Here is a 24936-nt window from a genome sequence, read left to right on the forward strand (position 1 = left end):
CAGGATGACCAGCACGGTCCCCGCGCTCGGAACCCGTACGGCCGAAGGCTCAGCACTCCAGGCCGTTCTCCTCGACATGGACGGAACCCTGGTGGACACCGAGGGCTTCTGGTGGGAGGTCGAGGTCGAGGTCTTCGCCGCCCTCGGACACACCCTCGACGACTCCTGGCGCCATGTCGTGGTCGGCGGCCCCATGACCCGCAGCGCCGGTTTCCTGATCGAGGCCACCGGCGCCGACATCACCCTCGCCGAACTGTCCGTGCTGCTCAACGCGGGCTTCGAGGACCGGATCGGACGGAGCCTGCCGCTGATGCCGGGCGCCGCCAGACTCCTGGCCGAGCTGGCGGAGTACGAGATCCCCACGGCCCTCGTCTCCGCCTCGCACCGGCGCATCATCGACCGGGTCCTGACCGCGCTCGGCCCCCAGCACTTCGCGCTGACGGTGGCCGGCGACGAGGTCGCGCGCACCAAGCCGTTCCCCGATCCCTATCTGCTCGCCGCCGAAGGGCTGGGCGTCGACCCGGCCCGCTGCGCGGTCGTGGAGGACACCGCGACCGGTGTCGCGGCGGCGGAGGCGGCGGGCTGCCTGGTGGTGGCCGTACCGTCCGTGGCACCCATCGCCCCGGCCGCCCGGCGCACCGTCGTGACCTCCCTGGAAGTCGTCGACCTGGCATTTCTGCGCGGACTGATGGCCGACTGACGTCCGCCTGGCGGGAACCGATGACGGAAATGCGCCAGCCGTTCACCGAGCGTACAAAGTCCAATGGGAAAGGAATTCAGGCACGGTCGACCGGTCGAATTCCGTTGCACTCCAACCGAGTTGACGTGTGTGAGGTTCCCCACGTGTCGCAGGGTCGACATCGGCGTCGACCTGTGCTGTTCACCCCATTTCTGAGGCCGATCACGCACCCTTGTGTCCCGATTGGTGAAACCCTGCACTAATCCTTCCCTCGGCGGGTTTTCGGTCTGTCCACAGCCGGTTCCGCTGCGTGATGGGAACTCAACTACGGTGGCCGCGAACCCCCGTGCGGGTCCGGACTAATCTCAATGCGAGAACATCGCCCTTATCCCCGTTGATCGACATCACCACCCCATGCATGTCGACTACACGGACTCGAACAGCTCTGGAGAAACTCCCGCATGAACCGCAAGACTTTGGTGCTGCCGGCCGTCGTCGGCCTGCTCGCGCCGGTGCTCGCCGCGTGTGGCGGCTCCGGCAGCGGGAGTTCCAGCGACGATGCGATAGTCGTCGGCACCACGGACCGGTTCGAGGCGACGAAGGACGCTCCGGCGCCGCTCGACCCCGCCTACGCCTACGACGTCGGCACCTGGAACATCCTGCGCCAGACCGTGCAGACCCTGATGATCCAGCCCAAGGGCGAGGGCGACCCGGTGCCCGAGGCCGCCGAGAAGTGCGGCTTCACCGACACCGGCAACGAGCGCTACGCCTGCACCCTGCGCGACGGCCTGAAGTTCGCCAACGGCGACAAGATCACCGCGGAAGATGTGAAGTACTCCATCGACCGCGCGATGCGCATCAAGGCCGACAGCGGTGTGTTCGCCCTGCTGTCCACCGTCGACACCGTCGAGACGCAGGGCGACAGCGAGGTCATCTTCCACCTGAAGACGGCCGACGCCACGTTCCCGTACAAGCTGTCCACTCCCGTCGCCGGCATCGTGAACCCGGACGACTACCAGAAGGACAAGCTGCGCGACGGCTTCGACGTCGACGGCTCCGGCCCGTACACGCTGTCGGTCTCCAAGAAGGACGACGCGATCACCACGGCCACGTTCACCAAGAACCCCAATTACAAGGGGGCCTTGAAGGTGGACAACAGCAAGGTGGAGATGCGTTCCTTCGCGGACGCCACCGCCATGGGTGACGCGATCACCAAGGGCGACATCGACGTGATGACGCGCACCATGTCGCCGGAGCAGATCCAGAAGCTCAGCGACGACACGGACGGCGACGTCGACCTCGTCGAGATGCCCGGCCTCGAGATCCGCTACCTGGGCTTCAACACCGACGCCCCGACCGTGAAGTCGAAGGCTGTACGCGAGGCGATGGCCCAGATCATCGACCGCGGCGAACTCGTCTCCAAGGTCTACGGCACCGAGGCCGAGCCGCTCTACTCCATGGTTCCGGCGACGATCATCGGTCACTCGAACTCGTTCTTCAACAAGTACGGCGACCCGAGCGTCACCAAGGCCAAGGCGATGATGGCGGCCGCCAACATCACCACCCCGGTGAAGCTGACCCTGAACTACACGACCGACCACTACGGTTCGGCCACCAAGGAAGAGTTCGAGCAGCTGCAGAAGCAGCTCAACGCCAGCGGCCTGTTCGACGTCAGCATCAAGGGCACCCCCTGGTCGACGTTCCGCCCGGCCGAGCAGAAGGGCAAGTACGACGTCTACGGGATGGGTTGGTTCCCCGACTTCCCCGACGCCGACAACTACCTCGCGCCCTTCCTCGACAAGGACAACACCCTCGGCCTGCCGTACGCCAACGTCAAGATCAGGAACACCCTGATCCCGGAGTCCCGCCGCGAGGCCGACCGGCTCACCGCCTCCAAGAGCCTCACGTCCATCCAGGACATCGTCGCCTCCGACGTCCCGCTGATCCCGCTGTGGCAGGGCAAGCAGTACGTCGCCGCCCGCGACGACGTCACGGGTACCGCGTACGCGCTGAACTCCTCCTCGACCCTCCAGCTCTGGGAGCTGGGCCGAGGCGTGGGCAACTAGTCAGCGCTGACCGCAGCCGCCTGTGGTGAACAAGCTCGACCAGTGGCCAGTTCCGCCGATCACGGCGGGGCTGGCCACCGGCCTGTCGACCGTCTTCCGGTTCGCGGTCGGTCGGCCTTCTGCCTCCGCGCTGGCGGCCTGCCGTCTCCGGTCGGTCGGCACGGACTGATCCGGGCCCGCACACACGAAGAGGGCGCCCCTGTCAGGAAGGGGCGCCCTCTTCGTGCGTACCGGTGTCTACTGCGCGCCGGGGCGCACCAACCCGCTCTCGTACGCGTACACGGCGGCCTGCACCCGGTCGCGCAGGCCCAACTTGGTGAGGACGTGCCCCACATGCGTCTTGACGGTGGTCTCGCTGACGAACAGGTCGGCGGCGATCTCCGCGTTCGACAGCCCCCGCGCCACCAGCTTCAGCACCTCGACCTCACGCTCGGTCAACGTGTGCAGGGCATCCGGGACGGGCTCGTCACCCGACGGCAGATGACTGGCGTACTTGTCGAGCAGCCGTCGCGTGATGCTGGGCGCGAGCATCGCCTCACCTGAGGCCACCACCCGGATCGCCTGGACGAGTTCGTTCGCCGGGGCGTCCTTGAGCAGGAAGCCACTGGCACCGGCCCGCAACGCCTCCACGACGTACTCGTCGAGATCGAAGGTGGTCAGCACCAGCACCTTCGCCGGGCCGTCCCGCCCGGGACCGGTGATCTGCCGGGTCGCCTCCACCCCGTCCATCCGTGGCATACGGATGTCCATCAGCACCACATCGGGCTGCAGAGCCCGCACCTGGTCGAGCGCCTGCAGACCGTCACCGGCCTCACCGACGACCGCGAGATCCTGCTCCGCCTCCAGAATCATCCGGAACCCGGTTCGCAGGAGCGGCTGGTCATCAACCAGTAGGACGCGGATGGCCACGTGAATCTCCTTCGCTAGCCCGGCCCCATTCTGCCCTGCGTCCTGGCTTACGACTCGACCGGCCTTGTGGGGGAGCGCGGGTTGCTGTGCCGGGGCCTTCGGGGATCGCTGTTTGCCTGCTCCGGGAGTCTGGTGGGCACGGCGTTTGCTGCGTTCGCTGTCCGGCGGGCACTGATTCGGCTGGCTTCAGGCCCCGGCGGAAACACCGTCCGTCGCCCCCGGCCCCTCACCGGAATCACCGCCCAGCACCTCAGACCCCGCAGCCGATCCCTCCTCGGACACGTCCGCACCCTTCCCGGAATCGCCGACCGCGACCTCCGGACGTCCCGCAGAGGTACCGACCGTCGCCTCCACAGCGGCAACACCCCCCGCCCCAGAACCGCCGTCGGCCCTATGCACCGGCAACGGATACGGCGGGGGAGTGCCGCCGAACTCCGGGCACACCGCCTGGTGGTCGCACCAGCCGCACAGCTTGGTCGGGCGTGGGCGCCAGTCGCCTGTCTCCGTGGCCAGCCGGATCGCCTCCCAGAGGGCCAGCAACTTGCGCTCGACCCGCTCCAGGTCGGCGACGACGGGGTCGTACGTCACCACGTCCCCGCTGCCCAGGTACACCAACTGGAGCCGCCGCGGGACGACTTGCTTCAACCGCCAGACCACCAGCGCGTAGAACTTCATCTGGAACAGCGCACCCTCGGCATACTCGGGCCGCGGCGCCTTGCCCGTCTTGTAGTCGACGATCCGCACATCGCCCGTCGGCGCCACATCGACCCGGTCGATGATCCCGCGCAGCTTCAGTCCCGAGTCCAGCTCGGCCTCGACGAACATCTCCCGCTCGGCGGGCTCCAGCCGGGTCGGATCCTCCAGGGAGAACCAGCGCTCGACCAGCCGCTCCGCCTCCCCGAGCCAGCGCGTCAGCCGCTCGCCCTCCGGATCGTCGGCGAACAGCTCCACGACCTCCGGCCGGGACTCCCGCAGCCGGTCCCACTGCCCGGGGATCAGCGACTTGGCCCGCGGCGCCGTACGCTCGGCCGCCGGCGCGTCGAAGAGCCGCTCCAGCACCGAGTGCACCAGGGTCCCCCTGGTCGCCGCCTCGCTGGGCTTCTCCGGCAGCCGGTCGATCACCCGGAACCGGTACAACAACGGGCACTGCATGAAGTCACCGGCACGCGAGGGCGACAACGAGGCAGGCGCTATGGCGACGCGCTCGACCACGCCCACCGTCCCCGTCCCCACCGTCACCGCCGCGGTCGGTCCCGCCGCCGCGCCCTCGTCGCCGACTGTCCCCGCGACGCCCTCCGCACTCGTCTCCATGCCCACAGACCTTACGGCCCGCCACTGACAGTGACCCGATCCCGGCCGACGCGCCCGCGACGACCGGGGAAACGCGGGGGGTGCCGGGGCGGAACGCGTCGCGACCGCCGCATACCATCGACCCGAGACCCCTCCGCCCGGCTGGCGCGGAGGATGCTTCGAACGAGGGGACATCGTGGACGAGAGCGGCGGGAGCGGGCAGCCGCGGTCCGGCACCAACGAGCCGACCGAACACGCCACGGGTGCCACGACCCCGGCCGCCGACCCCGGCACCCCCGAACCCAAACACGACGACTCCGACCACCAGCGGCCCGCGACACCCACCCAGGAGCACGGCCACGCGGACACACCGTCCGAGGATCACGGGACCGCACCCGAGCCGTCCGAGGACCGCACGGCCGCGAACACGTCGCCCGCAGAGCCAAGTGCCACGGGTACGTCGTCCGCGGATCACGGGGACGCGAGCACATCGGACGTCGAGCTCACCGCACCCGACGACAGCCCGGGGGCGGAATCACCGTCCGAGACCTCCGAAGCCCCCGCGCGCAGCCGTACGGAGACGGAGGGCACGTCCACGCCGCCCCCCGCTCCAGCCCCCGCACCGCACGCCCACCTGAACGGCGAGCCGAAACGTGCCGCCGCCCCCACGGGCAACGACCACACCCCCAGCCACCCGAACCTCCCCTACGCCCACGCCAACCCCGAGACCGACCCCACCCCCCTCGCCAAGGGCCGCCCCCCGCAGCGCCCCAAGGAGCCCGGCGGCGGCCTGCTGATGGGACGGCCCTTCGGGGTGCCCGTCTACGTGGCACCCAGTTGGTTCCTCGTCGCCGCGCTCATCACCTGGGTGTTCGGCGGCCAGCTCGACCGTGTGCTGCCCGAACTCGGCGCCGCCCGCTACCTCGTGGCCCTCTTCTTCGCGGTCGCCTTCTACGGCTCCGTCCTGGTACACGAACTCGCCCACACCGTGGCCGCGCTCCGCTTCAAACTCCCGGTCCGCCGCATCCAGTTGCAGTTCTTCGGCGGTGTCTCCGAGATCGAGAAGGAGGCCGAGACCCCCGGCCGGGAGTTCGTGCTGGCTTTCGTCGGCCCGCTGCTCTCGCTGATCCTCTCGGGCATCTTCTACCTGGCCATGCTGCCCGTCGAACCCGGCACCGTCCCCGGCGTCCTGCTGGCCGGCCTGATGGTCTCCAACCTCATCGTGGCCGCCTTCAACCTCCTGCCCGGCCTGCCCCTCGACGGCGGCCGTATGCTCCGCGCCGTCGTCTGGAAGATCACCGGCAGACCCATGAGCGGCACCATCGCCGCCGCCTGGGTCGGCCGCGCGCTCGCCGTCTCCGTCCTGATCGGCCTCCCGCTGCTCACCCAGACCGGCGCCCTCGGCACGAACAGCGAGGACGTCAGCGGCATGGACACCGTCACGGACGCCCTGCTCGCCGCGATCCTCGCCGCGATCATCTGGACCGGCGCCGGCAACAGCCTCCGTATGGCCCGGCTGCGCGAACACCTCCCGGAACTCCGCGCCCGCAACCTCACCCGCCGCGCGGTCCCCGTCGAGACCAACACCCCGCTCTCCGAAGCCCTGCGCCGCGCCAACGCGGCCGGCGCCCGCGCCCTGGTCGTCGTCGACGCCGACGGCCAGCCCCTCTCCCTCGTCCGCGAGGCCGCCATCGTCGGCGTCCCCGAACACCGCCGCCCCTGGGTCGTCGTCAGCGGCCTCGCCCAGGACCTCACGGACGGCATGCGCGTCTCGGCGGAGCTCGCCGGCGAGGACCTCCTCGACGCCCTGCGCGCCACCCCCGCGACCGAGTACCTCGTCGTCGAGGAGACCGGCGAGATCTACGGCGTCCTGTCCGCCGCCGACGTGGAGCGCGCCTTCGTGAAGGCCATGGCCCGCCCCAACTGACGCACGCGCGCGTGGTCGGCGACCCCCGCAAACGCCGGTAGGCTGCTCACATGTCCGAACCGACCGGTGCCGCCCGCAGGCGCGGGCCCTTCAAGGTCGGGGACCAGGTTCAGCTGACCGACCCCAAGGGCCGCCACTACACGTTCACGCTCGAAGCCGGGAAGAATTTCCACACCCACAAGGGTTCCTTCCCGCACGACGAACTGATCGGTGCTCCCGAGGGCAGCGTTGTCCGCACCACCGGCAACGTCGCCTACCTCGCGCTGCGCCCCCTGCTCCCCGACTACGTCCTGTCCATGCCCCGCGGCGCCGCCGTGGTCTACCCCAAGGACGCGGGGCAGATCCTGTCCTTCGCGGACATCTTCCCCGGCGCGCGCGTCGTGGAAGCGGGCGTGGGCTCCGGCTCGCTCAGCAGCTTCCTGCTGCGCGCCATCGGCGACCAGGGCATGCTGCACTCCTACGAGCGCCGCGAGGACTTCGCCGAGATCGCCCAGCAGAACGTGGAGCGCTACTTCGGCGGCCCGCACCCCGCCTGGCAGCTCACCGTCGGCGACCTCCAGGACAACCTGTCCGACACGGACGTCGACCGCGTGATCCTCGACATGCTCGCCCCCTGGGAGTGCCTGGAGGCCGTCTCCAAGGCCCTCGTGCCCGGCGGCATCCTCTGCTGCTACGTCGCGACCACCACCCAGCTCGCCCGCACCGTCGAGTCCATCCGCGAGATCGGTTCCTTCAACGAGCCGACCGCGTGGGAGACGATGCTCCGCAACTGGCACGTCGAGGGCCTGGCCGTCCGCCCCGACCACCGGATGATCGGCCACACCGGCTTCCTCCTCACCGCCCGCCGCCTCGCGGACGGCGTCGAGCCCCCCATGCGCCGCCGCCGTCCTTCCAAGGGCGCCTACGGCGACGACTACACGGGCCCGAACGCCGACGGTGCCGGCGCCGCCGGCCGCTGAGCCACTCAAGGGCGGCCCTGTGCCGCACTCAACGCACGAACGCCGTGGCCGAGTTCCCGGAAGTCCTCCGGAACTCGGCCACGGCGTCTTTCTTCTGACGTAGCGACACCGTCGGAACGTCCCGTGCGACCGCGCGAACGAACTGTCGACCCCGCCGTTCCCCCGCACCACGGTGTGTGGCAGCATGCAGGCCACCCCCACCGGCACAGCCCTCACAGGAGACACTCCTAGTGCAGCACTCCGCCGTCCCGGAACTGGAACTGGCACACACCAACACCCGCCCCATCCACTGGGTCGCCACCGCCGCGGCGCTCGCCGGTGTAGTCGCCCTCTCCTCGGGGCTGCAACCCGACTCCGCACACGCCGCCCAGGCCTCCGGTACGCAGACGAAGTCCGCGCCCGCCAACGCCTCGGCCCCCGCGACCACAGGGGTCGCCTTCCCCATCGACTGCGGCCCCGTGAAGGTCGTCGTACAGAAGAAGGCGTCCGGGGATCTCGACGGCGACGGCAGGCCGGAGACCGTCGCGGTGGTCCACTGCGACGCGGGTATGGGTACCCCGCCCGACGGCGTCTATGTGCTGACCCAGGGCGCCGGAGCGGCCAAGCCGCGTGTCGTCGCCACCCTGGTCGCCCCGAAGGCGCGCGAGACCGTCACCGACTTCGCCGTACGCGACGGCGCGGTGCTCGCGACGCTGCTCGGCTACTCGACGGCGGACGTGCCCAGTTGCTGCCCCGACGTCAAGGAGAGCGTCAAGTGGCAGTGGCGCAACGGATCGTTCGTCCGCTCCATCCCCGGCAACGTCCAGAACGTCTGACGACCCGCCGGCCCTCAGGCCGCGTCGGGTCCGTACACCTCGACCCGGTCCGCGACCCGGCGCACATGAATGCAGTCACCGGGGCACTCCTTGGCGGAGTCCACGACATCGACCAACAGGGTCAGCGGGACCGGCGTGGTGGCGCCCTTGTCCTGCAACAGCTCGTCGTCCGGGCTCTTCACATAGGCCAGTCCGTCGATGTCCAGTTCGAAGACCTCGGGGGCGTACTGGGCGCAGATGCCGTCTCCGGTACAGAGGTCCTGGTCGATCCAGACCTCCAGCGCCTCGCCGTCGGCCACGGCCTCGTCCTGCACGGTGATGTCTCCTGTTTCCGCCGGGTGTTGAACATCTTCGAGCCTACCTCCGCCCGCCCGAACGGCCTTTCTCCGCGATCTCAGGTTTCCCGCCGCCGCATGACGGACACTGTCCGCATGGACACTCTCAGTCAGGGGCGCATTGGCCGGTTTCCATCGGGCGTCGAACCCGTCCGCACGGCAACTCACGTCCGCCGTGAAGGTTTTTGACCAACCCGGCCTTGGAACAGTCCGCTTCTGAATCACGTTGAGTGGGTATCCACTCGGCGTGAGGGAGAGCGCAGGGTGACCGACGACACACCTTGACAGTCTTTGTGATCTAGGGGTTTCAATCGACACCCACCCAGGTAGGGTCTGGAAGCGTCCAGCTCCCCTTGGAGGAGGTGAGGACCGTGGCAGCCCACGACGACGACATGAACCGCGGCATCCGCCCGGGACGAGGGTCCGACGACCCGTCCGGGCAGATTGCCTACCTTGAGCAGGAGATCGCCGTCCTGCGACGTAAGCTCGCCGACTCTCCGCGACACACGAGGATTCTCGAAGAGCGGATCGTCGAGCTGCAGACCAATCTGGCCGGGGTGTCCGCCCAGAACGAGCGACTCGCCAACACGCTCCGTGAGGCCCGCGACCAGATCGTGGCCCTCAAGGAGGAAGTCGACCGGCTCGCACAGCCGCCGGCCGGCTTCGGTGTCTTCCTCGTGGCCAACGAGGACGGCACAGCGGACATCTTCACCGGCGGTCGCAAACTCAGGGTGAACGTCAGCCCAAGCGTGGAACTCGAAGAGCTCCGCCGCGGCCAGGAAGTAATGCTCAACGAAGCGCTCAACGTGGTCGAGGCCATGGAGTACGAGCGCGTCGGCGACATCGTCACCCTCAAGGAGATCCTCGAGGACGGCGAACGAGCCCTGGTAGTGGGGCACACCGACGAGGAACGGGTGGTGCGGCTCGCCGAGCCGCTGCTGGACATCACCATCCGCCCCGGCGACGCCCTGCTGCTCGAACCCCGTTCCGGCTACGTCTACGAGATCGTCCCGAAGAGCGAGGTCGAGGAACTCGTCCTCGAAGAGGTCCCCGACATCGGCTACGAGCAGATCGGCGGTCTGGGCGGCCAGATCGAGATGATCCGCGACGCGGTCGAACTGCCGTACCTCTACCCCGACCTCTTCAAGGAGCACGAACTGCGGCCGCCCAAGGGCGTCCTGCTGTACGGGCCCCCCGGATGCGGCAAGACGCTCATCGCCAAGGCCGTCGCCAACTCGCTGGCCAAAAAGGTCGCCGAGGTCACCGGACAGGCCACCGGCAAGAGCTTCTTCCTCAACATCAAGGGTCCCGAGCTCCTCAACAAGTACGTCGGTGAGACCGAGCGGCAGATCCGCCTGGTCTTCCAGCGCGCTCGTGAGAAGGCCAGCGAGGGCACCCCCGTCATCGTCTTCTTCGACGAGATGGAGTCCCTCTTCCGCACCCGCGGATCCGGTGTCAGCTCGGACGTGGAGAACACCATCGTCCCGCAGCTGCTCGCCGAGATCGACGGTGTGGAAGGCCTGCAGAACGTGGTCGTCATCGGCGCCTCGAACCGCGAGGACATGATCGACCCCGCCATCCTGCGCCCCGGCCGCCTGGACGTGAAGATCAAGATCGAGCGTCCCGACGCCGAGGCCGCCAAGGACATCTTCGCCAAGTACCTCACCGAACGCCTCCCGCTCCACCCCGACGACGTCGGCGAGCACAACAACGACAAGACCATCACCGTCCAGAGCATGATCCAGACGGCCGTGGAACACATGTACACGGAATCCGAGGAGAACCGCTTCCTGGAGGTCACCTACGCCAACGGTGACAAGGAAGTCCTCTACTTCAAGGACTTCAACTCCGGCGCCATGATCGAGAACATCGTGGGCCGGGCCAAGAAGATGGCCATCAAGGACTTCCTGGAGCACAAGCAGAAGGGCATCCGCGTCTCGCACCTCCTCCAGGCGTGCGTCGACGAGTTCAAGGAGAACGAGGACCTGCCCAACACCACCAACCCCGACGACTGGGCCCGGATCTCCGGAAAGAAGGGCGAACGGATCGTCTACATCCGTACGCTCATCACCGGAAAGCAGGGCGCGGACACCGGACGCTCCATCGACACGGTGGCGAACACCGGTCAGTACCTGTAAAGAACAGGGCGGCTGCGGGTGCCCATGGCGGGTACCCGCAGCCGACTGCTTTTCAGGCCATGACCGCAACTAGGGGCGCGCGAGGCAATGACGCAAATGATCTCCCCACCAGCGCAAAGCCGTTCTAGGCTCTTCGGTACCGCCGAGGCGCGCAGTGCGGGGACGGGCACCGCACACGCACCGGAGCGCCAGCGGTACTTGAGCGGTGCCTTCGACCGAGGGCGCCGCCGGGCAAGGAGGGCCGCATGACCGTACGGCGAGTAATGGGCATCGAGACGGAGTACGGGATCTCCGTCCCCGGCCACCCCAACGCCAATGCCATGCTCACCTCGTCCCAGATCGTCAACGCCTACGCGGCGGCGATGCACCGGGCCCGGCGGGCCCGCTGGGACTTCGAGGAGGAGAATCCGCTGCGGGACGCGCGAGGCTTCGACCTCGCCCGGGAGGTCGCCGACTCCAGCCAGCTCACCGACGAGGACATCGGCCTCGCCAATGTCATCCTCACCAACGGCGCACGGCTCTACGTCGACCACGCACACCCGGAGTACAGCTCGCCCGAAGTCACCAACCCCATGGACGCCGTCCTGTGGGACAAGGCCGGCGAGCGCATCATGGCGGAGGCCGCCGAGCGCGCGGCCCAACTCCCGGGCGCGCAGCCGATCCACCTCTACAAGAACAACACCGACAACAAGGGCGCCTCCTACGGCACGCACGAGAACTACCTGATGAAGCGGGAGACCCCCTTCTCGGACATCGTGCGCCACCTGACGCCCTTCTTCGTCTCCCGACAGGTCGTCACCGGAGCGGGCCGCGTCGGCATCGGCCAGGACGGGCACGAGCACGGCTTCCAGCTCAGCCAGCGCGCCGACTACTTCGAGGTCGAGGTCGGTCTGGAGACCACCCTCAAGCGCCCGATCATCAACACCCGCGACGAACCGCACGCGGACGCCGAGAAGTACCGCCGCCTGCACGTGATCATCGGCGACGCGAACCTCTCCGAGATCTCGACCTATCTCAAACTCGGCACGACCGCCCTGGTCCTCTCCATGATCGAGGACGGTTTCATCGCCGTCGACCTGGCGGTCGACCAACCGGTCCGCACTCTCCACCAGGTCTCCCACGACCCGACCCTGAAGCGCCTGGTCACCCTCCGCAGCGGTCGGACCCTCACCGCGGTCCAACTGCAGATGGAGTACTACGAACTCTCCCGCAAATACGTCGAGGAGCGTTACGGCTCCGACGCGGACGACCAGACCAAGGACGTCCTGGCCCGCTGGGAGGACACGCTCAACCGTCTGGAGAACGACCCGATGAGCCTGGCCGGCGAGCTGGACTGGGTCGCCAAGCGGGAGCTCATGGAGGGCTACCGGCGCCGTGACGGCCTCGACTGGGACGCGGCCCGGCTGCAGTTGGTCGACCTCCAGTACGCGGACGTACGGGCCGAGAAGGGCCTCTACAACCGTCTGGTGGCCCGCGGCCGCATCAAGCGCCTGCTGGACGAGGACACGGTCGAGCGGGCGCGTACGGCGCCGCCGGAGGACACGCGCGCGTACTTCCGCGGACGCTGCCTGGAGCAGTACGCCGACGACGTCGCGGCGGCCTCCTGGGACTCCGTGATCTTCGATCTCCCGGGCCGGGACTCGCTCCAGCGGGTCCCAACCCTGGAACCGCTTCGCGGAACGCGTAATCATGTCAAGGAGCTCCTCGACCGCTGTCGTACGGCGGAAGACCTGGTCAGGGTCCTGTCGGGCGGCTGACAGGAGTCTCGGGTCCGGGGTGCCGGACAGGGTGGAATGTCCGGTGGCCGGGAATCATCGAGGTGGCCGCCGTACGTTGTAGGAACTGCGGGGCCGATGTCAGTCCCTGCAAGTAGGGTCTGATCAAGAACGTCGAACCGAGCGGGGTGAGGGTTATGGCGACCAAGGACACCGGCGGCGGACAGCAGAAGGCGACGCGCTCCACGGAGGAGGTCGAAGAGCAGGCGGAGGAAGCGCAGGCTACCGACGACCTCAAGGAGCGCCACGAGAAGCTGAGCGACGATGTCGACTCGGTTCTGGATGAGATCGACGACGTACTCGAGGAGAACGCCGAGGACTTCGTGCGCTCCTTCGTTCAGAAGGGCGGCCAGTAGGCCGCTCCACCCTTCGATCCGAAGGTGAACGGAGTGGCGCGGTGGCGAGCGAGTCGACGATGAAGTGCTGCGTGCGGTGCGGCGAGACCGAGCCGCACGCAGTCTTCGCATTCGAGCGCGCATGCGTGCGATTCGGGGAGCGAAGGCCGCGTTCGGAGCGGCCCGGGAATGCCTCCGCCGTTCATGTGGATCACTGCCACCAGACGGGTAGGGTCCGTGGCGTACTGTGCTTCAACTGCAATTCGGCCATCGGCAAGTTGGGAGACGCTCCCGACGCTGTTCGTCGGGCTGCCGCCTACTTGGAAGGATCCTCGTGGAAGCCAACACTCGTAGCACCGGGCGTCTACCAGCTGCCTTCCTGACGCCTGGGTCGTCGTCCTTCATGGACTTCCTGTCCGACCATCAGCCGGGGATGCTTCCGGGCAACCGGCAACTGCCGCCCACCCAGGGCGTCATCGAGGCCCCGCACGGCACGACGATCGTCGCCGTCACGTTCCCCGGTGGCGTCGTGCTCGCCGGTGACCGGCGGGCCACCATGGGCAATGTCATCGCACAGCGGGACATCGAGAAGGTGTTCCCCGCGGACGAGTACTCGGCCGTCGGCATCGCCGGCACCGCCGGACTCGCCGTCGAGATGGTCAAGCTCTTCCAGCTCGAGCTGGAGCACTTCGAGAAGGTCGAAGGCGCCCAACTCTCCCTGGAGGGCAAGGCGAACCGACTGTCCACGATGATCCGTTCCAACCTCGGCATGGCCATGCAGGGCCTCGCCGTGGTCCCGCTCTTCGCCGGTTTCGACGTGGACCGCGGCATCGGCCGCATCTTCTCCTACGACGTGACGGGCGGCCGTTCCCAGGAGCTCGGCTACGCGGCCACCGGTTCCGGTTCGGTGTTCGCGCGGGGCGCCATGAAGAAGCTCTTCCACGACCAGCTGACCGAGGCCGAGGCCACGACCCTGGTGGTCCAGGCGCTCTACGACGCGGCCGACGACGACTCGGCGACCGGTGGTCCCGACGTCGCGCGCCGGATCTACCCGATCGTCACCGTGATCACCGAGGACGGCTTCCGCCGGCTCACCGACGACGAGTCCTCCGAGATCGCCCGCGCGATCCTTGAGCGGCGACTGCAGCAGCCCGACGGCCCGCGCGCCGCGCTGCTCTGACCGAGGGTCCGTTCTCATCCCAGGTGATCCACCGACTTCGACGGAACTTTAAAGAGAGGGACGGATACCGGTGTCGACGCCGTTCTATGTCTCACCCCAGCAGGCGATGGCCGACCGGGCGGAGTACGCCCGCAAGGGCATCGCCCGTGGCCGCAGCCTGGTCGTGCTGCAGTTCGCCGACGGCATTGTCTTCGTCGGCGAGAACCCGTCCCGCGCGCTGCACAAGTTCAGCGAGATCTACGACCGGATCGGGTTCGCTGCCGCCGGAAAATACAACGAGTACGAGAACCTGCGGATCGGCGGCGTCAGGTACGCCGACATGCGCGGTTACACCTACGACCGTGCGGACGTGACCGCCCGCGGTCTCGCCAACGTCTACGCCCAGACGCTCGGCACGATCTTCTCCAGCGCGGCCGAGAAGCCGTACGAGGTGGAGCTGGTCGTCGCGGAGGTCGGGGACACGCCGGACGGCGACCAGATCTACCGGCTGCCGCACGACGGTTCGATCGTGGACGAGCACGGCTCGGTCGCGGTCGGCGGCAACGCGGAGACGATCAGCACCTATCTGGACCAGCGGCACCGCGACGGCATGACCCTCGCGGAGGCGCTCAAGCTGGCCGTGCAGTCCCTGTCCCGCGACACGAACGGCACGGAGCGGGAGATCCCCGCCGAGCGCCTGGAGGTCGCGGTCCTGGACCGTACGCGCCCGCAGGCCCGCAAGTTCAAGCGCATCGTCGGCCGTCAGCTCTCCCGCCTGCTGGAGGGCGAGGCCGCGGACACCTCGTCCGACGGTGACGACTCCGACGACGAGAAGTGAGCCGACCTCACCCAGCCTCTCGCGCGCCCCGGCCGGTCATCGGCCGGGGCGCGCGGCGTTCGTGGGGGCCGCTGTGGCCTCAGGGGGCGCCTGGTGGCGCCGTGGAGCCTCGGACGACCAGTTCCACCGGGATGTCCCCCTCCTCCGGTGTGCGGCCGTCCAGGACCGCCAGGAGGGCGCGCATGCCGTGTTCCCCGAAGAGTTCCGCGTCGAGGCGGACGGTGGTCAGTTCCGGGTCGATGGCGGTGGCGAGGGCGAGGTCGTCGAGGCCGGTGATCGACAGGTCGTCCGGGATGCGCAGGCCCAGGCGGCGCGCGGCCTTGTAGGCGCCGGCGGCGAGTTTGTCGTCGTCGCAGACCAGGGCGGTCACGCGCGAGCCCGGTTCCGAGAGGGCGGCCTCGGCGGCGGTCAGGGCGCCCTCGATGGAGATGGGGGCGCGGGTCGTACGGACCGTCGTGCCCTCGAACGCGCCGACCTGTGCGGCCAGTTCACGCGCGCGTACCTCGAAGGTCCAGGACGGTACGTCGGCGGCCAGGTGCAGGAAGTGGCGGTGGCCCAGGGCCAGCAGGTGCTCGGCGATCTGGCGGATGCCGTCGGCGATGTCCAGGTTGACGGTGGCCGCGCCGAGGCTGCCCTCGGGGTCGCTGTCGAGCATCACCAGGGGGAGTTGATCGCCCCGGATCGCGGTGAGGGCGTCGGCCGCCATGGAGGAGGCGAGCACGCCGTCCAGGGCGGCCTGGGCGGAGGCGAAGGGGTCCCGGGCGGGGCCGATGCCTTCGGGGGAGGGGTACAGGACGACACCGAAGCCGTGCTCGGCGGCGACCCGGGCGGCGCCCGTGTAGACACCCGCGAAGAACTCCGTCGTCAGCACCGGGACCACGAGCAGGACGGTACGGGTGCGGCCCAGACGGAGGTTGCGGGCGGCGAGATTGGGGCGGTAGCCCAGGTCGCGGGCGGCCTCGCGGACGCGCTCCGCGGTCGTGGCCGAGACCCGGCCGCGCCACTTGTCGCCGAGCACCAGGGAGACCGCGGCCTGGGAGACGCCGGCGGCCTGCGCGACGTCGCGGCTCGTGGGGCGGGTGCTGGCTGGTGCCACCGTCGGCCTGCTCCTTGGTGAGGACTCCGCGGGGGACTCCGTATGGACTCGTGACAGCGCACATGGTACGTATGACAGCGAAGGTTATACGTAAAACCTCATGGGTGACGGTGCGGGGGAGGGCGGGAGACGGCCGTGGGATATCTGGAGATCCTCAGGGCGAGGCACGCCGCCCGCCTGCTGGTGGGCACGCTGGTGGGACGGCTGCCGAACGCCACCGCCGCGATCGCGATCGTGCTGTTCATCCGCGCCGACGGCGGCACCTACACCCTCGCCGGGGCGCTGGCGGCCGTGTACGGCATCGCCAACGCGGTTGGGCAGCCCCTCCTGGGACGGCTCGTGGACGTCCACGGACAGCCACGCGTACAGCTGCCCGCCGCGGTCCTGTCGGCGCTCTCGATGGCCGTCTTCGCCTTCTACGGCACCGATCCGCTGCCCCTCGCCTACGCCGCCGTAGCCGCCGCCGGTCTTTTCGCGCCGCCCCTGGAGGGAGGTCTGCGGGCGTTGTGGCCGGCCGTGCTGCGCCGGGAGGACCAGGTGCACACGGCGTACGCCATGGACGCGGTGGCCCAGGAAGTCATCTTCACCGTGGGGCCGCTGCTCGTGACGGTGTTCGTGTCGGTGTGGTCCGCCCCCGTGGCGCTGCTCGTGCTGAACGTCATCGGGGTGCTGGGCGCCCTCTCCGTAGTCGTGTCGCCGCCCTCGCGCGCGTGGCGGTCGGCTCCGCGCGAGGCGCACTGGCTGGGCGCCCTGCGCTCGCCGGGGCTGCTGGCGCTGCTCGGCGCGTTCCTGTTCGTCGGGATGGCGCTCGGGTCGATCACCGTCGCGTCCGTGCCGTACGCCGACGGACACGGCGGTGACGTGGTGTACGGGTGGCTCATGGCGGCCGTAGGTCTCGGCGCGCTGCTGGGCGGCACGGTCTACGGGGCGCGGCAGTGGAGCGGGGTGCCGGAGCGGCGACTGCGGGTCCTGGTGGGGCTGCTGGCGGTGTGTTACCTGCCGTTGATGCTCATGCCGGGCGCGGTCGCCATGGTGCTGCTGACCGTGCTCGCCGGGGTGTTCCTCGCGCCCGCCCTCGCCTGCGCCTTCATCATCGTCGACCGGCACGCGCCCAAGGGCACGGTCACCGAGGCTTTCTCGTGGCTCGTGACGACGTTCACCGTCGGGGCGTCGGTCGGAACGGGCGTCGCGGGGCCGGTCGTACAGGCCGGTGGGGCCCTGTGGGGGTTCGCCGTGCCGGGGGTCGCGGGGGCCGTGTCGCTGCTGGTCCTGCTGGCCACCGGGCGGGTCCTCGCAGCTCCCGCCGGGGGTGCGGTGGTTGCGGCTTCATCGGAAAATGATCCAAACCGTGCTGCCGAACCCCGTTTCAGCACAGGCGATCGGGCGTAATGTTCACTCATGGACCGCCGCATTTTCGGGCTGGAGAACGAGTACGGCGTCACGTGTACGTTCAGGGGACAGCGGCGTCTGTCTCCCGACGAAGTGGCTCGGTACCTCTTCCGCCGTGTCGTGTCATGGGGCCGCAGCAGCAATGTCTTTCTGCGAAACGGCGCCCGGCTCTATCTCGACGTGGGCTCACATCCGGAATACGCGACCCCCGAATGTGACAACTTGACCGAACTGGTCACCCACGACAAAGCCGGCGAGCGCATTCTCGAAGGACTTTTGGTGGACGCCGAACGACGCCTGCACGAGGAGGGAATCGCGGGCGACGTCTACCTCTTCAAGAACAACACCGACTCGGCGGGCAACTCGTACGGCTGCCACGAGAACTACCTGGTGGCACGGCACGGCGAGTTCTCCCGACTCGCGGACATCCTCATTCCCTTCCTGGTCACGCGTCAGCTTCTGTGCGGCGCGGGCAAGGTGCTGCAGACTCCGCGCGGCGCCGTGTACTGCGTCAGCCAGCGCGCCGAGCACATCTGGGAGGGCGTCTCCTCGGCGACGACGCGTTCCCGGCCCATCATCAACACCCGGGACGAACCGCACGCGGACGCCGAGCGCTACCGCCGTCTCCACGTCATCGTGGGCGACTCGAACATGTCCGAGACGACCATGCTGCTCAAGGTCGGTGCCACCGACCTGGTGCTGCGCATGATCGAGGCGGGCACGGTGATGCGCGACCTGACCCTGGAGAACCCGATCCGGGCGATCCGCGAGGTCAGCCACGACATCACGGGCCGGCGCAAGGTGCGCCTGGCCAGCGGCCGCGAGGCCTCCGCCATCGAGGTGCAGCGCGAGTACTACGAGAAGGCCGTGGACTTCGTCGAGCGCCGCGGCATCCGTACCGGCACCGTCGAGCAGGTCCTCGAACTGTGGGGCCGCACGCTCGACGCGATCGAGGCCGAGGACCTCGACCGGATCGGCACCGAGATCGACTGGGTCATGAAGTACCAGCTGATCGAGCGGTACCGGGCCAAGCACAACATGACGATGTCCCACCCGCGGGTCGCGCAGATCGACCTCGCCTACCACGACATCCACCGTCGCCGAGGGCTCTACTACCTCCTCGAGAGGAAGGGCCAAGCCGCCCGGATCTGCAACGACTTGAAGATCTTCGAGGGCAAGTCCGTTCCGCCGCAGACCACTCGGGCCAGGCTCCGCGGCGACTTCATCCGCAGGGCTCAGGAACAGCGGCGGGACTTCACCGTCGACTGGGTCCACCTCAAGCTCAACGACCAGGCGCAGCGCACCGTGTTGTGCAAGGACCCGTTCCGCTCCGTGGACGACCGGGTGGAGAAACTCATCGCCGGAATGTAGGCGAAAAGGTCCGGATACCGACGTCCGGATACATATTCGGTACGCCACACGGGCCCCGTACGTTTCACGTACGGGGCCCGTGCCACGCCGTAGAGTTGCGCGCACGCCATCAACAAGATCGACCGATACGAGGCCTTCACCGTGCGCCGACGCTCCCTTCTCATCGCTGTTCCCGCAGGACTCGTGACGGTCGCGGGGTGCGGTGACAGCGATTCCTCCTCAAGCAAGGCCAGCGCGTCGCCGTCGCCCTCGCCGTCCGGTTCGGCCACGACCGCTCCGCCGCCGAAGGTGGTCGACGGTCCGGTGCCGGCGATCACCGCGGGCACAAAGTTCGACGAGAAGCCGACCGTTGCCAAGGGCACCGGCGATCCGTCGAAGGACCTCGCGGTGAAGACGGTGATCGCGGGTGGCGGCAAGGCCGTCGCGGAGGGCGATTTCGTCCAGGTCAACTACCTGGGCCAGGTCTGGTCGACGGCCAAGGTGTTCGACAACTCCTACGACCGCAAGACCCCCTTGGTCATCCAGCTCGCCCAGGGCAGCATCATCGACGGCTGGCGCTACGGCCTGGCGGGCCGGAAGGTCGGCAGCCGCGTGGAGATGGCCATCCCGCCGACCTGGGGGTACGGCACGACGGGCAACAGCCAGGCGGGCATCAAGGGCACCGACACGCTCGTCTTCGTGATCGACGTGCAGGACGCCTTCAACATCAAGAGCTCCGCCAAGGGCAAGGCCGTCGCACAGTCAGACTCCGCGCTGCCCAAGGTCGGCACGAACACCGACGGCAAGGCCCCCTCGGTCACCGTCCCGAAGGTGGACCCGCCGAAGAAGCTGGTGTCGAACTACGTCCTGGAGAGCGACGGAGCCGTCGTCAAGGCGTCCCAGACGATCCTGTGCCAGTTCGAGGGCGTGGTCTGGAGCACCGGTAAGGAGTTCGAATCGACGTACTCCCAGGGCCGGTTGAGCCAGTTCGCGATCTCGCAGATGGAGTCGGTCGTCAAGGGCCTGGCCCAGGGCGTCACCGGCAAGAAGGTCGGCAGCCGCGTCATGATCGTCGCCCCCGCGGACCTGGCCTACGGCGACACCCCGCCCAGCGGCGGTGTCATCAAGAAGGGCGACACCCTGGTCTTCACGGTCGACATCCTCGCGGCGATGTAGTCCCCGCAGGTCAAGGACGTCCCGGCGCACGACTCCTGCCGGGATGACAGACTGTCCGAGTTGTCTTGTCGTACACAAGCAGGAGCTAGAGACGTGAGCATCGAGAAGCCCGAGATCGACTTCCCTGAGGGCGCACCCCCGGCCGACCTGGAGATCACGGACCTGTGGGAGGGTGACGGCGAGATCGCGCGATCGGGCCAGAACGTCACCGTCCACTACGTGGGCGTGGCCTTCAGCACCGGCGAGGAGTTCGACGCCAGCTGGAACCGCGGCGAGCCGTTCCGCTTCCCGCTCGGTGGCGGGCGTGTCATCAAGGGCTGGGACAAGGGCGTGCAGGGCATGAAGGTCGGCGGCCGCCGTCGGCTGACCATCCCGGCGCACCTCGCCTACGGCAACCAGAGCCCGACCCCGGCGATCAAGCCGGGCGAGACCCTGATCTTCGTGGTCGACCTCGTCGCCGTCTGATCACCGGTTCCGACCGGACCCGATCAGCTGGGGCCCATGCCTGCTCGGGCATGGGCCCTCGGCTTTTGTCAGGCCACCGCAGGGCGGTACGGTCATCGTTCGTAAGTACAGAGGGAAGGCGAAGGGCGTCGATGGCCATTGCCAAGGCCGAGCGGCTGATGAACCTCGCGCTGTGTCTGCTCGGGACGCGGCGGCCGCTCAGCAAGCGTGAGCTGCGGGAATCCATCGAGGCCTACCTCGAAGCCGGGTCCGACGACTCCTTCAACCGGATGTTCGAGCGCGACAAGGACGATCTGCGCGAACTCGGGCTCGTCATCGAGACGGTGGAGAACCTGGACGGCGAGGTCGGCTATCTCGCCCGCCGCGACAGCAACCGCCTCCCGCCGATCACTCTCGACGCCGAGGAGGCCGCCGCCCTCGGTCTCGCCGCCAAGGTGTGGCAGCAGGCCCGGCTCGCCGGCGCGGCCAGCGGCGCCCTGCAGAAGCTGCGCGCCGCCGGAATGCCCGAGGACCTCGACCCGTACGAGCCGCACGGCGCCCTGGAGCCGCGGATCCCGGTGCACGAGGCGTCGTTCGAGCCGCTGATGCTGGCCTGCCGCGACCGGCGGCCCGTCGTGTTCGAGTACCGCAAGGCCACCGCCGCTCGCCCCGAGACGCGGAGCGTCGAGCCGTGGGCGCTGGAGTGCTGGCGAGGCCACTGGTATCTCGCCGGCTGGGACCGGGACCGCGGTGCCGAGCGGGTCTTCCGGCTCTCCCGGATCACCGACAAGGTGCGCTCGCGCAACGGGCGGTTCACCGCGGACATCCCCGACGTCGTGACCGTGCGCGAGACCGTCGCGAGCTGGGCGGGGGAGACCGCCGACCGCTCCGCGCTGATCCGGCTGCGCACGGGTTCCGGATACCCCCTGCGGGCGAAAGCCGCGGCGGTTCGGGAACTCGGGGACGGCTGGGACGAGTTGGAGATTCCGTACGGCCACGGACTGGACGCCTGGCTGGTGGAGTTCGGGCCCGATGTCGTCGTCCTGGAGCCCGCCGAGCTGCGGGCCGACGTGGTGGACCGGCTGCGCGCCGTGGCCAAGGGCTGAGGGGGAGCGGAAGAGAACTGTGGCAGGCAAACCGGTCAGGCCCGTCAACGCCATCGACCAGACCCGGCGGATGCTCTCCCTGGTGACCTATCTGAAGGAGCGCCCCGGAGCACGCGTCGAGGACGTGGCCCGTGCCTTCGGGATCACCGAGGACGAGCTGGTCTCCGACCTCGACGTCCTGCCCATGTGCGGGACCAGTTTCCGGGGCGGCGATCTGCTCGACATCGACACCGACGGCGACCGCATCTGGTGGCGCAACCCGGCTGCCCTCGGCGAAGAAACAGCCGAGCCGCTGCGCCTCGCCGCCGACGAGGCGACCGCCCTCCTGGTGGCCGCCCGCGCCGTGTCGACCCTGCCCGGCTTGCGCGAGAGCGACCGGCAGGCGCTGCTGCGGGCCAACGCCAAGGTGGAGGCGGCGGCCGGCGAGGCGGCCGGCGCCAGCGCCCGCCTCTCGGTGACCTTCGAGTCCGAGGGCGGGGTCTTCGCGGACGTCGACCGCGCGATCTCGGAGCGCCGCCGACTGTGGATCCGCTACTACTCGCCCGCCCGCGACGAGTTGAGCGAGCGCGAGATCGACCCCATCCGGCTGGTCAGCGTCGGGCACACGTACGTGGAGGCCTGGTGCCGCCGCTCCGAGGCGCGCCGCACCTTCCGCCTCGACCGGGTCGCCGAGATCAAGATCCTCGACGAGCCGTCCGCGCCCCCGGAGATCGAACTGCGGGATCTGTCGGAGGCGCTGGTGCAGCCCGCCGCCGAGGACCCGGAGGTCGTCGTCGAGGTCGGCCCGGGCGGACGCTGGGTCGCCGAGTACTACCCGCACGACAGTGCCGATGAGCTTCCCGACGGCGGGTTGCGTATTACCTTGCGCACCCCCGACCCGACGTCCTTGAGACGCCTGGCCCTACGGCTAGGGCGTGACGGCCGGATCGTCTCCCCGAGCGACCTCGCCGACAGCGCCCGCCGGGCCGCCCGCGAGGCGTTGGCGGCGTACGACGGCCCGCAGGGTGTTGTTGACGCAGTGCACGGTGTTGACGAGAGGCAGGAGCAGGGGCTGTGAGCGAGTCGACGATGACGGGTGTCCCGGGTGTCTCGGGTGGTCCGGAGATGACGGTGGCCGCCGCGTTCGCCGGGATGAAGAGCGTGGTGCCCGTGATGTTCAGAGCGGGCTGCCCGGACTGCCGGGCCAACTTCGAACTCGCGGCGAGCGCCCTGCGCCTCGCCATCGGCGCCACCAGCCGCACCACCTTCTACTCCTTCACCTGCCCCGACTGCGGCGCCTCGGTCCGCAAGCCCGCGGGCGAGCGGATCGTCGAACTGCTCACCGGCGGCGGGGTCAAGACCCTGCGGCTGACCTCCGTCGGGTAGCAGGGTCTAGGCTCGCCCCATGTTCTGGGCGATGGTCGCGGTAGCTGTGGGTTTCCTGGGTCTCGCCGTGCTCGGCGTGCTCGCCGTCCGGGTCTTCCTGGAGGCGCGGCGGCTCGGACTCCAGGTCGCGGACGCCGCGCAGCGCATCAACAGGGCGGCCGAGGACCTGGAGCGCGCGGCCGTGGCGACGGCCCGTTCCGTCGACGCACTGTGAGTCACATATGGGCGAGGTGTGAGTTGCGCGCCTCGTGCGCTTCGCGTCGCTCTGCCCTGTCACGTTGTCGGTGGAGGCGGGTACGCTGCTGATCGCGGTCCGGATAACGAGGCCCGGAGCGCGGACCGGGAGTACGCACAGGGATTGCCTCACGTTTACCCCTGAGCGTTACGATCGCTGGCAGCACGACGGTCGGACAGATGTCCGACCGATCGGACAGCACTCCACCCCAGCCGCCTCGGTGAGAAGGTAAAGACTTATGTTCGGAAGGCTCGGAGCTCCCGAGATCATTCTCATCCTCGTCGTCATCGTGCTCCTGTTCGGCGCGAAGAAGCTTCCGGACATGGCCCGCTCGCTCGGCAAGTCCGCCCGCATCCTCAAGAGCGAAGCCAAGGCGATGAAGGAAGAGGGCAACAGCACCCCCGCCCCCGCCGGCCCGCCGAACACCGACGAGTCCGTGCAGCGCACCATCCAGGCGGCTCCCGGCGACGTGACCAGTGCGCGTCCCGTCACCGAGCCGTCGGACACCACCAAGCGCTGACGCAGGGCCGGGACCCCCTCGGCCTGCCGCACGAGATGAGGACGTGGGTTGCCCAAGTCTGCCCGCACGAAGGAGAAGGACCCCGAGGGGCGCATGCCCCTCGCGGACCATCTGCGTGAGCTGCGCAACCGGCTCGCGAAGGCGATGCTCGCCATCATCGTGGTGACCTGCGTGGCCGCCTTCTTCTACAACGACATCGTCAACATCATCACCAAGCCGGTGCTGCACTCGGTGGGCTGCTCCCAGAACTTCGAGCAGCTGTCGAGGGCGTCCAAGACGTCCCAGCCGTGCGCGCAGATCACGATCAACGGTCTGCTGACGCCGTTCACCCTGGCGTTGAAGGTGTCCCTGATGGCCGGTGTCGTACTGGCCTCCCCGGTCTGGCTGTACCAGCTGTGGGGCTTCGTCGCCCCGGGCCTGCACAAGAACGAGAAGAAGTACGCGCTCGGCTTCGTCGGCACCGGCGTCCCGCTGTTCCTCGGCGGCGCCTACTTCGCCTACCGGGTGCTGCCCACCACCGCACAGGTGCTGATCGGCTTCACGCCCAAGGACGTCAACAACCTGCTGCCGCTCGACGACCTGCTCGACCTGGTCACGCGCATGGTGCTCGTCTTCGGGCTCTCGTTCGAGTTGCCTCTGCTGCTGATCATGCTCAACCTCACGGGCGCGCTGACCGGCAAGCGGATGCTCAGCTGGTGGCGCGCCATGATCCTCGGCATCACCGTCTTCGCGGCCGTCGCCACCCCCAGCACCGACCCGCTGACCATGCTGGCCCTGGCCGGCCCGATCTGGGTCCTGTACTTCGGCGCGGTCGTCTTCTCGCTGCTCAACGACCGGCGCAGGCGCCGTCGCGACGCGGCGGGACCGGACGACGACGAGGCCTCCGACCTGGACCTCACCCCCGAGGACATCGGTGACGTCGAGACCGTCTCGGCCGGCCGGGCAGCCCTGCCCGAGCAGTCGAGCGGCACGGGTTCCGACCGGGTCAACGGCTATGACGACGTGACCTGATCACCTTCCCGATCTCCGC

At 68.9% G+C, this 24936-nt stretch carries 24 protein-coding genes and 2 pseudogenes; 22 read left to right on the top strand and 4 right to left on the bottom strand.

Annotated elements, in window-relative coordinates:
* The first annotated feature begins 4 nt into the window (after positions 1 to 4).
* The 3 genes from ACIRRY_RS27360 to ACIRRY_RS27370 all read left to right on the top strand — a co-directional run bounded on the left by ACIRRY_RS27360 (position 5) and on the right by ACIRRY_RS27370 (position 2914).
* On the top strand, positions 5 to 700 hold the full coding sequence (locus ACIRRY_RS27360) for an HAD family hydrolase (RefSeq protein ID WP_403977348.1): 696 nt from the start codon (positions 5 to 7) through the stop codon (positions 698 to 700).
* 440 nt (positions 701 to 1140) lie between these two features.
* Positions 1141 to 2745: an ABC transporter substrate-binding protein gene (locus tag ACIRRY_RS27365; protein ID WP_403977350.1), complete on the top strand. Its 1605-nt coding sequence runs from the start codon at positions 1141 to 1143 to the stop codon at positions 2743 to 2745.
* A gap of 25 nt (positions 2746 to 2770) precedes the next feature.
* Positions 2771 to 2914 carry a hypothetical protein gene (locus tag ACIRRY_RS27370; protein ID WP_403977352.1) on the top strand — a complete coding sequence of 48 codons (144 nt, stop codon included), beginning with the start codon at positions 2771 to 2773 and terminating at the stop codon, positions 2912 to 2914.
* Between the two features lie 68 nt (positions 2915 to 2982).
* On the opposite strand, the gene ACIRRY_RS27375 is transcribed toward ACIRRY_RS27370, so the two are convergent.
* Together ACIRRY_RS27375 and ACIRRY_RS27380 are read right to left on the bottom strand one after the other, a co-directional pair.
* Positions 2983 to 3654, bottom strand: coding sequence for a response regulator transcription factor (locus tag ACIRRY_RS27375; protein WP_019059117.1), 672 nt, complete (start codon positions 3652 to 3654; stop codon positions 2983 to 2985).
* Positions 3655 to 4017: 363 nt separating this feature from the next.
* Positions 4018 to 4965, bottom strand: a pseudogene (locus ACIRRY_RS27380) (RecB family exonuclease); the annotation flags it as partial.
* A 175-nt stretch (positions 4966 to 5140) separates the two neighbouring features.
* On the opposite strand from ACIRRY_RS27380, the gene ACIRRY_RS27385 reads away from it, so the two are divergent.
* The 3 genes from ACIRRY_RS27385 (at position 5141) to ACIRRY_RS27395 (ending at position 8645) form a co-directional block, all read left to right on the top strand.
* Complete coding sequence (locus ACIRRY_RS27385) at positions 5141 to 6871, top strand: site-2 protease family protein (RefSeq protein ID WP_403977354.1); 1731 nt, start codon at positions 5141 to 5143, stop codon at positions 6869 to 6871.
* Between the two features lie 50 nt (positions 6872 to 6921).
* Entirely contained in the window at positions 6922 to 7830 is a 909-nt protein-coding gene (locus ACIRRY_RS27390) for a tRNA (adenine-N1)-methyltransferase (protein ID WP_200680197.1), read from the top strand.
* A gap of 230 nt (positions 7831 to 8060) precedes the next feature.
* The gene (locus tag ACIRRY_RS27395) at positions 8061 to 8645 is read left to right on the top strand and encodes a hypothetical protein (protein WP_403977356.1); all 585 of its coding nucleotides are present in this window, start codon (positions 8061 to 8063) and stop codon (positions 8643 to 8645) included.
* 14 nt (positions 8646 to 8659) lie between these two features.
* On the opposite strand, the gene ACIRRY_RS27400 is transcribed toward ACIRRY_RS27395, so the two are convergent.
* Positions 8660 to 8965: a ferredoxin gene (locus ACIRRY_RS27400; RefSeq protein WP_403977594.1), complete on the bottom strand. Its 306-nt coding sequence runs from the start codon at positions 8963 to 8965 to the stop codon at positions 8660 to 8662.
* Positions 8966 to 9351: 386 nt separating this feature from the next.
* Here ACIRRY_RS27400 and arc point away from each other — a divergent pair, with 386 nt between their 5' ends.
* The 6 genes and pseudogenes from arc (at position 9352) to prcA (ending at position 15225) form a co-directional block, all read left to right on the top strand.
* Positions 9352 to 11118, top strand: a complete 1767-nt coding sequence (gene arc / locus ACIRRY_RS27405) for a proteasome ATPase (RefSeq protein ID WP_200680193.1) — start codon at positions 9352 to 9354, stop codon at positions 11116 to 11118.
* Between the two features lie 245 nt (positions 11119 to 11363).
* Positions 11364 to 12875, top strand: a complete 1512-nt coding sequence (gene dop / locus ACIRRY_RS27410) for a depupylase/deamidase Dop (RefSeq protein WP_403977358.1) — start codon at positions 11364 to 11366, stop codon at positions 12873 to 12875.
* Between the two features lie 155 nt (positions 12876 to 13030).
* Positions 13031 to 13249, top strand: coding sequence for a ubiquitin-like protein Pup (locus ACIRRY_RS27415; protein WP_019066113.1), 219 nt, complete (start codon positions 13031 to 13033; stop codon positions 13247 to 13249).
* A gap of 170 nt (positions 13250 to 13419) precedes the next feature.
* Positions 13420 to 13611: pseudogene (locus tag ACIRRY_RS27420) on the top strand (endonuclease VII domain-containing protein); the annotation flags it as partial.
* Positions 13563 to 14408, top strand: coding sequence for a proteasome subunit beta (gene prcB, locus ACIRRY_RS27425; RefSeq protein ID WP_403977361.1), 846 nt, complete (start codon positions 13563 to 13565; stop codon positions 14406 to 14408). The pseudogene ACIRRY_RS27420 and the gene prcB, both read left to right, overlap by 49 nt.
* A gap of 70 nt (positions 14409 to 14478) precedes the next feature.
* Positions 14479 to 15225 (top strand): proteasome subunit alpha, encoded by a 747-nt coding sequence (gene prcA, locus ACIRRY_RS27430; RefSeq protein WP_200680166.1) that lies wholly within the window; start codon positions 14479 to 14481, stop codon positions 15223 to 15225.
* A 79-nt stretch (positions 15226 to 15304) separates the two neighbouring features.
* Here prcA and ACIRRY_RS27435 read toward each other — a convergent pair whose 3' ends face one another.
* Positions 15305 to 16321, bottom strand: coding sequence for a LacI family DNA-binding transcriptional regulator (locus ACIRRY_RS27435; RefSeq protein WP_403977363.1), 1017 nt, complete (start codon positions 16319 to 16321; stop codon positions 15305 to 15307).
* 135 nt (positions 16322 to 16456) lie between these two features.
* On the opposite strand from ACIRRY_RS27435, the gene ACIRRY_RS27440 reads away from it, so the two are divergent.
* The 10 genes from ACIRRY_RS27440 to tatC all read left to right on the top strand — a co-directional run bounded on the left by ACIRRY_RS27440 (position 16457) and on the right by tatC (position 24917).
* Entirely contained in the window at positions 16457 to 17710 is a 1254-nt protein-coding gene (locus tag ACIRRY_RS27440; protein ID WP_403977365.1) for an MFS transporter, read from the top strand.
* Positions 17711 to 17719: 9 nt separating this feature from the next.
* Positions 17720 to 19081 (top strand): Pup--protein ligase, encoded by a 1362-nt coding sequence (gene pafA, locus ACIRRY_RS27445; protein ID WP_384159654.1) that lies wholly within the window; start codon positions 17720 to 17722, stop codon positions 19079 to 19081.
* 141 nt (positions 19082 to 19222) lie between these two features.
* Positions 19223 to 20236: an FKBP-type peptidyl-prolyl cis-trans isomerase gene (locus ACIRRY_RS27450; RefSeq protein ID WP_403977367.1), complete on the top strand. Its 1014-nt coding sequence runs from the start codon at positions 19223 to 19225 to the stop codon at positions 20234 to 20236.
* A 93-nt stretch (positions 20237 to 20329) separates the two neighbouring features.
* Positions 20330 to 20701 (top strand): FKBP-type peptidyl-prolyl cis-trans isomerase, encoded by a 372-nt coding sequence (locus ACIRRY_RS27455; protein WP_403977369.1) that lies wholly within the window; start codon positions 20330 to 20332, stop codon positions 20699 to 20701.
* Positions 20702 to 20832: 131 nt separating this feature from the next.
* The gene (locus ACIRRY_RS27460; protein WP_403977371.1) at positions 20833 to 21786 is read left to right on the top strand and encodes a helix-turn-helix transcriptional regulator; all 954 of its coding nucleotides are present in this window, start codon (positions 20833 to 20835) and stop codon (positions 21784 to 21786) included.
* 19 nt (positions 21787 to 21805) lie between these two features.
* Entirely contained in the window at positions 21806 to 22843 is a 1038-nt protein-coding gene (locus ACIRRY_RS27465) for a helix-turn-helix transcriptional regulator (protein WP_403977373.1), read from the top strand.
* Positions 22840 to 23151 carry a hypothetical protein gene (locus ACIRRY_RS27470; RefSeq protein WP_403977375.1) on the top strand — a complete coding sequence of 104 codons (312 nt, stop codon included), beginning with the start codon at positions 22840 to 22842 and terminating at the stop codon, positions 23149 to 23151. The genes ACIRRY_RS27465 and ACIRRY_RS27470 overlap by 4 nt, the downstream gene beginning before the upstream one ends.
* Before the next feature lie 19 nt (positions 23152 to 23170).
* Positions 23171 to 23365, top strand: coding sequence for a hypothetical protein (locus ACIRRY_RS27475; RefSeq protein WP_403977377.1), 195 nt, complete (start codon positions 23171 to 23173; stop codon positions 23363 to 23365).
* A 259-nt stretch (positions 23366 to 23624) separates the two neighbouring features.
* On the top strand, positions 23625 to 23906 hold the full coding sequence (gene tatA / locus ACIRRY_RS27480; protein WP_200680138.1) for a Sec-independent protein translocase subunit TatA: 282 nt from the start codon (positions 23625 to 23627) through the stop codon (positions 23904 to 23906).
* Positions 23907 to 23954: 48 nt separating this feature from the next.
* A complete protein-coding gene (gene tatC / locus ACIRRY_RS27485) occupies positions 23955 to 24917 on the top strand; it encodes a twin-arginine translocase subunit TatC (RefSeq protein WP_403977379.1) in 963 nt (320 codons plus the stop codon).
* Positions 24918 to 24936 lie beyond the last annotated feature (19 nt).

Source organism: Streptomyces sp. NPDC101776, from assembly GCF_044766845.1.
In the GTDB taxonomy this organism is placed as follows: domain Bacteria; phylum Actinomycetota; class Actinomycetes; order Streptomycetales; family Streptomycetaceae; genus Streptomyces.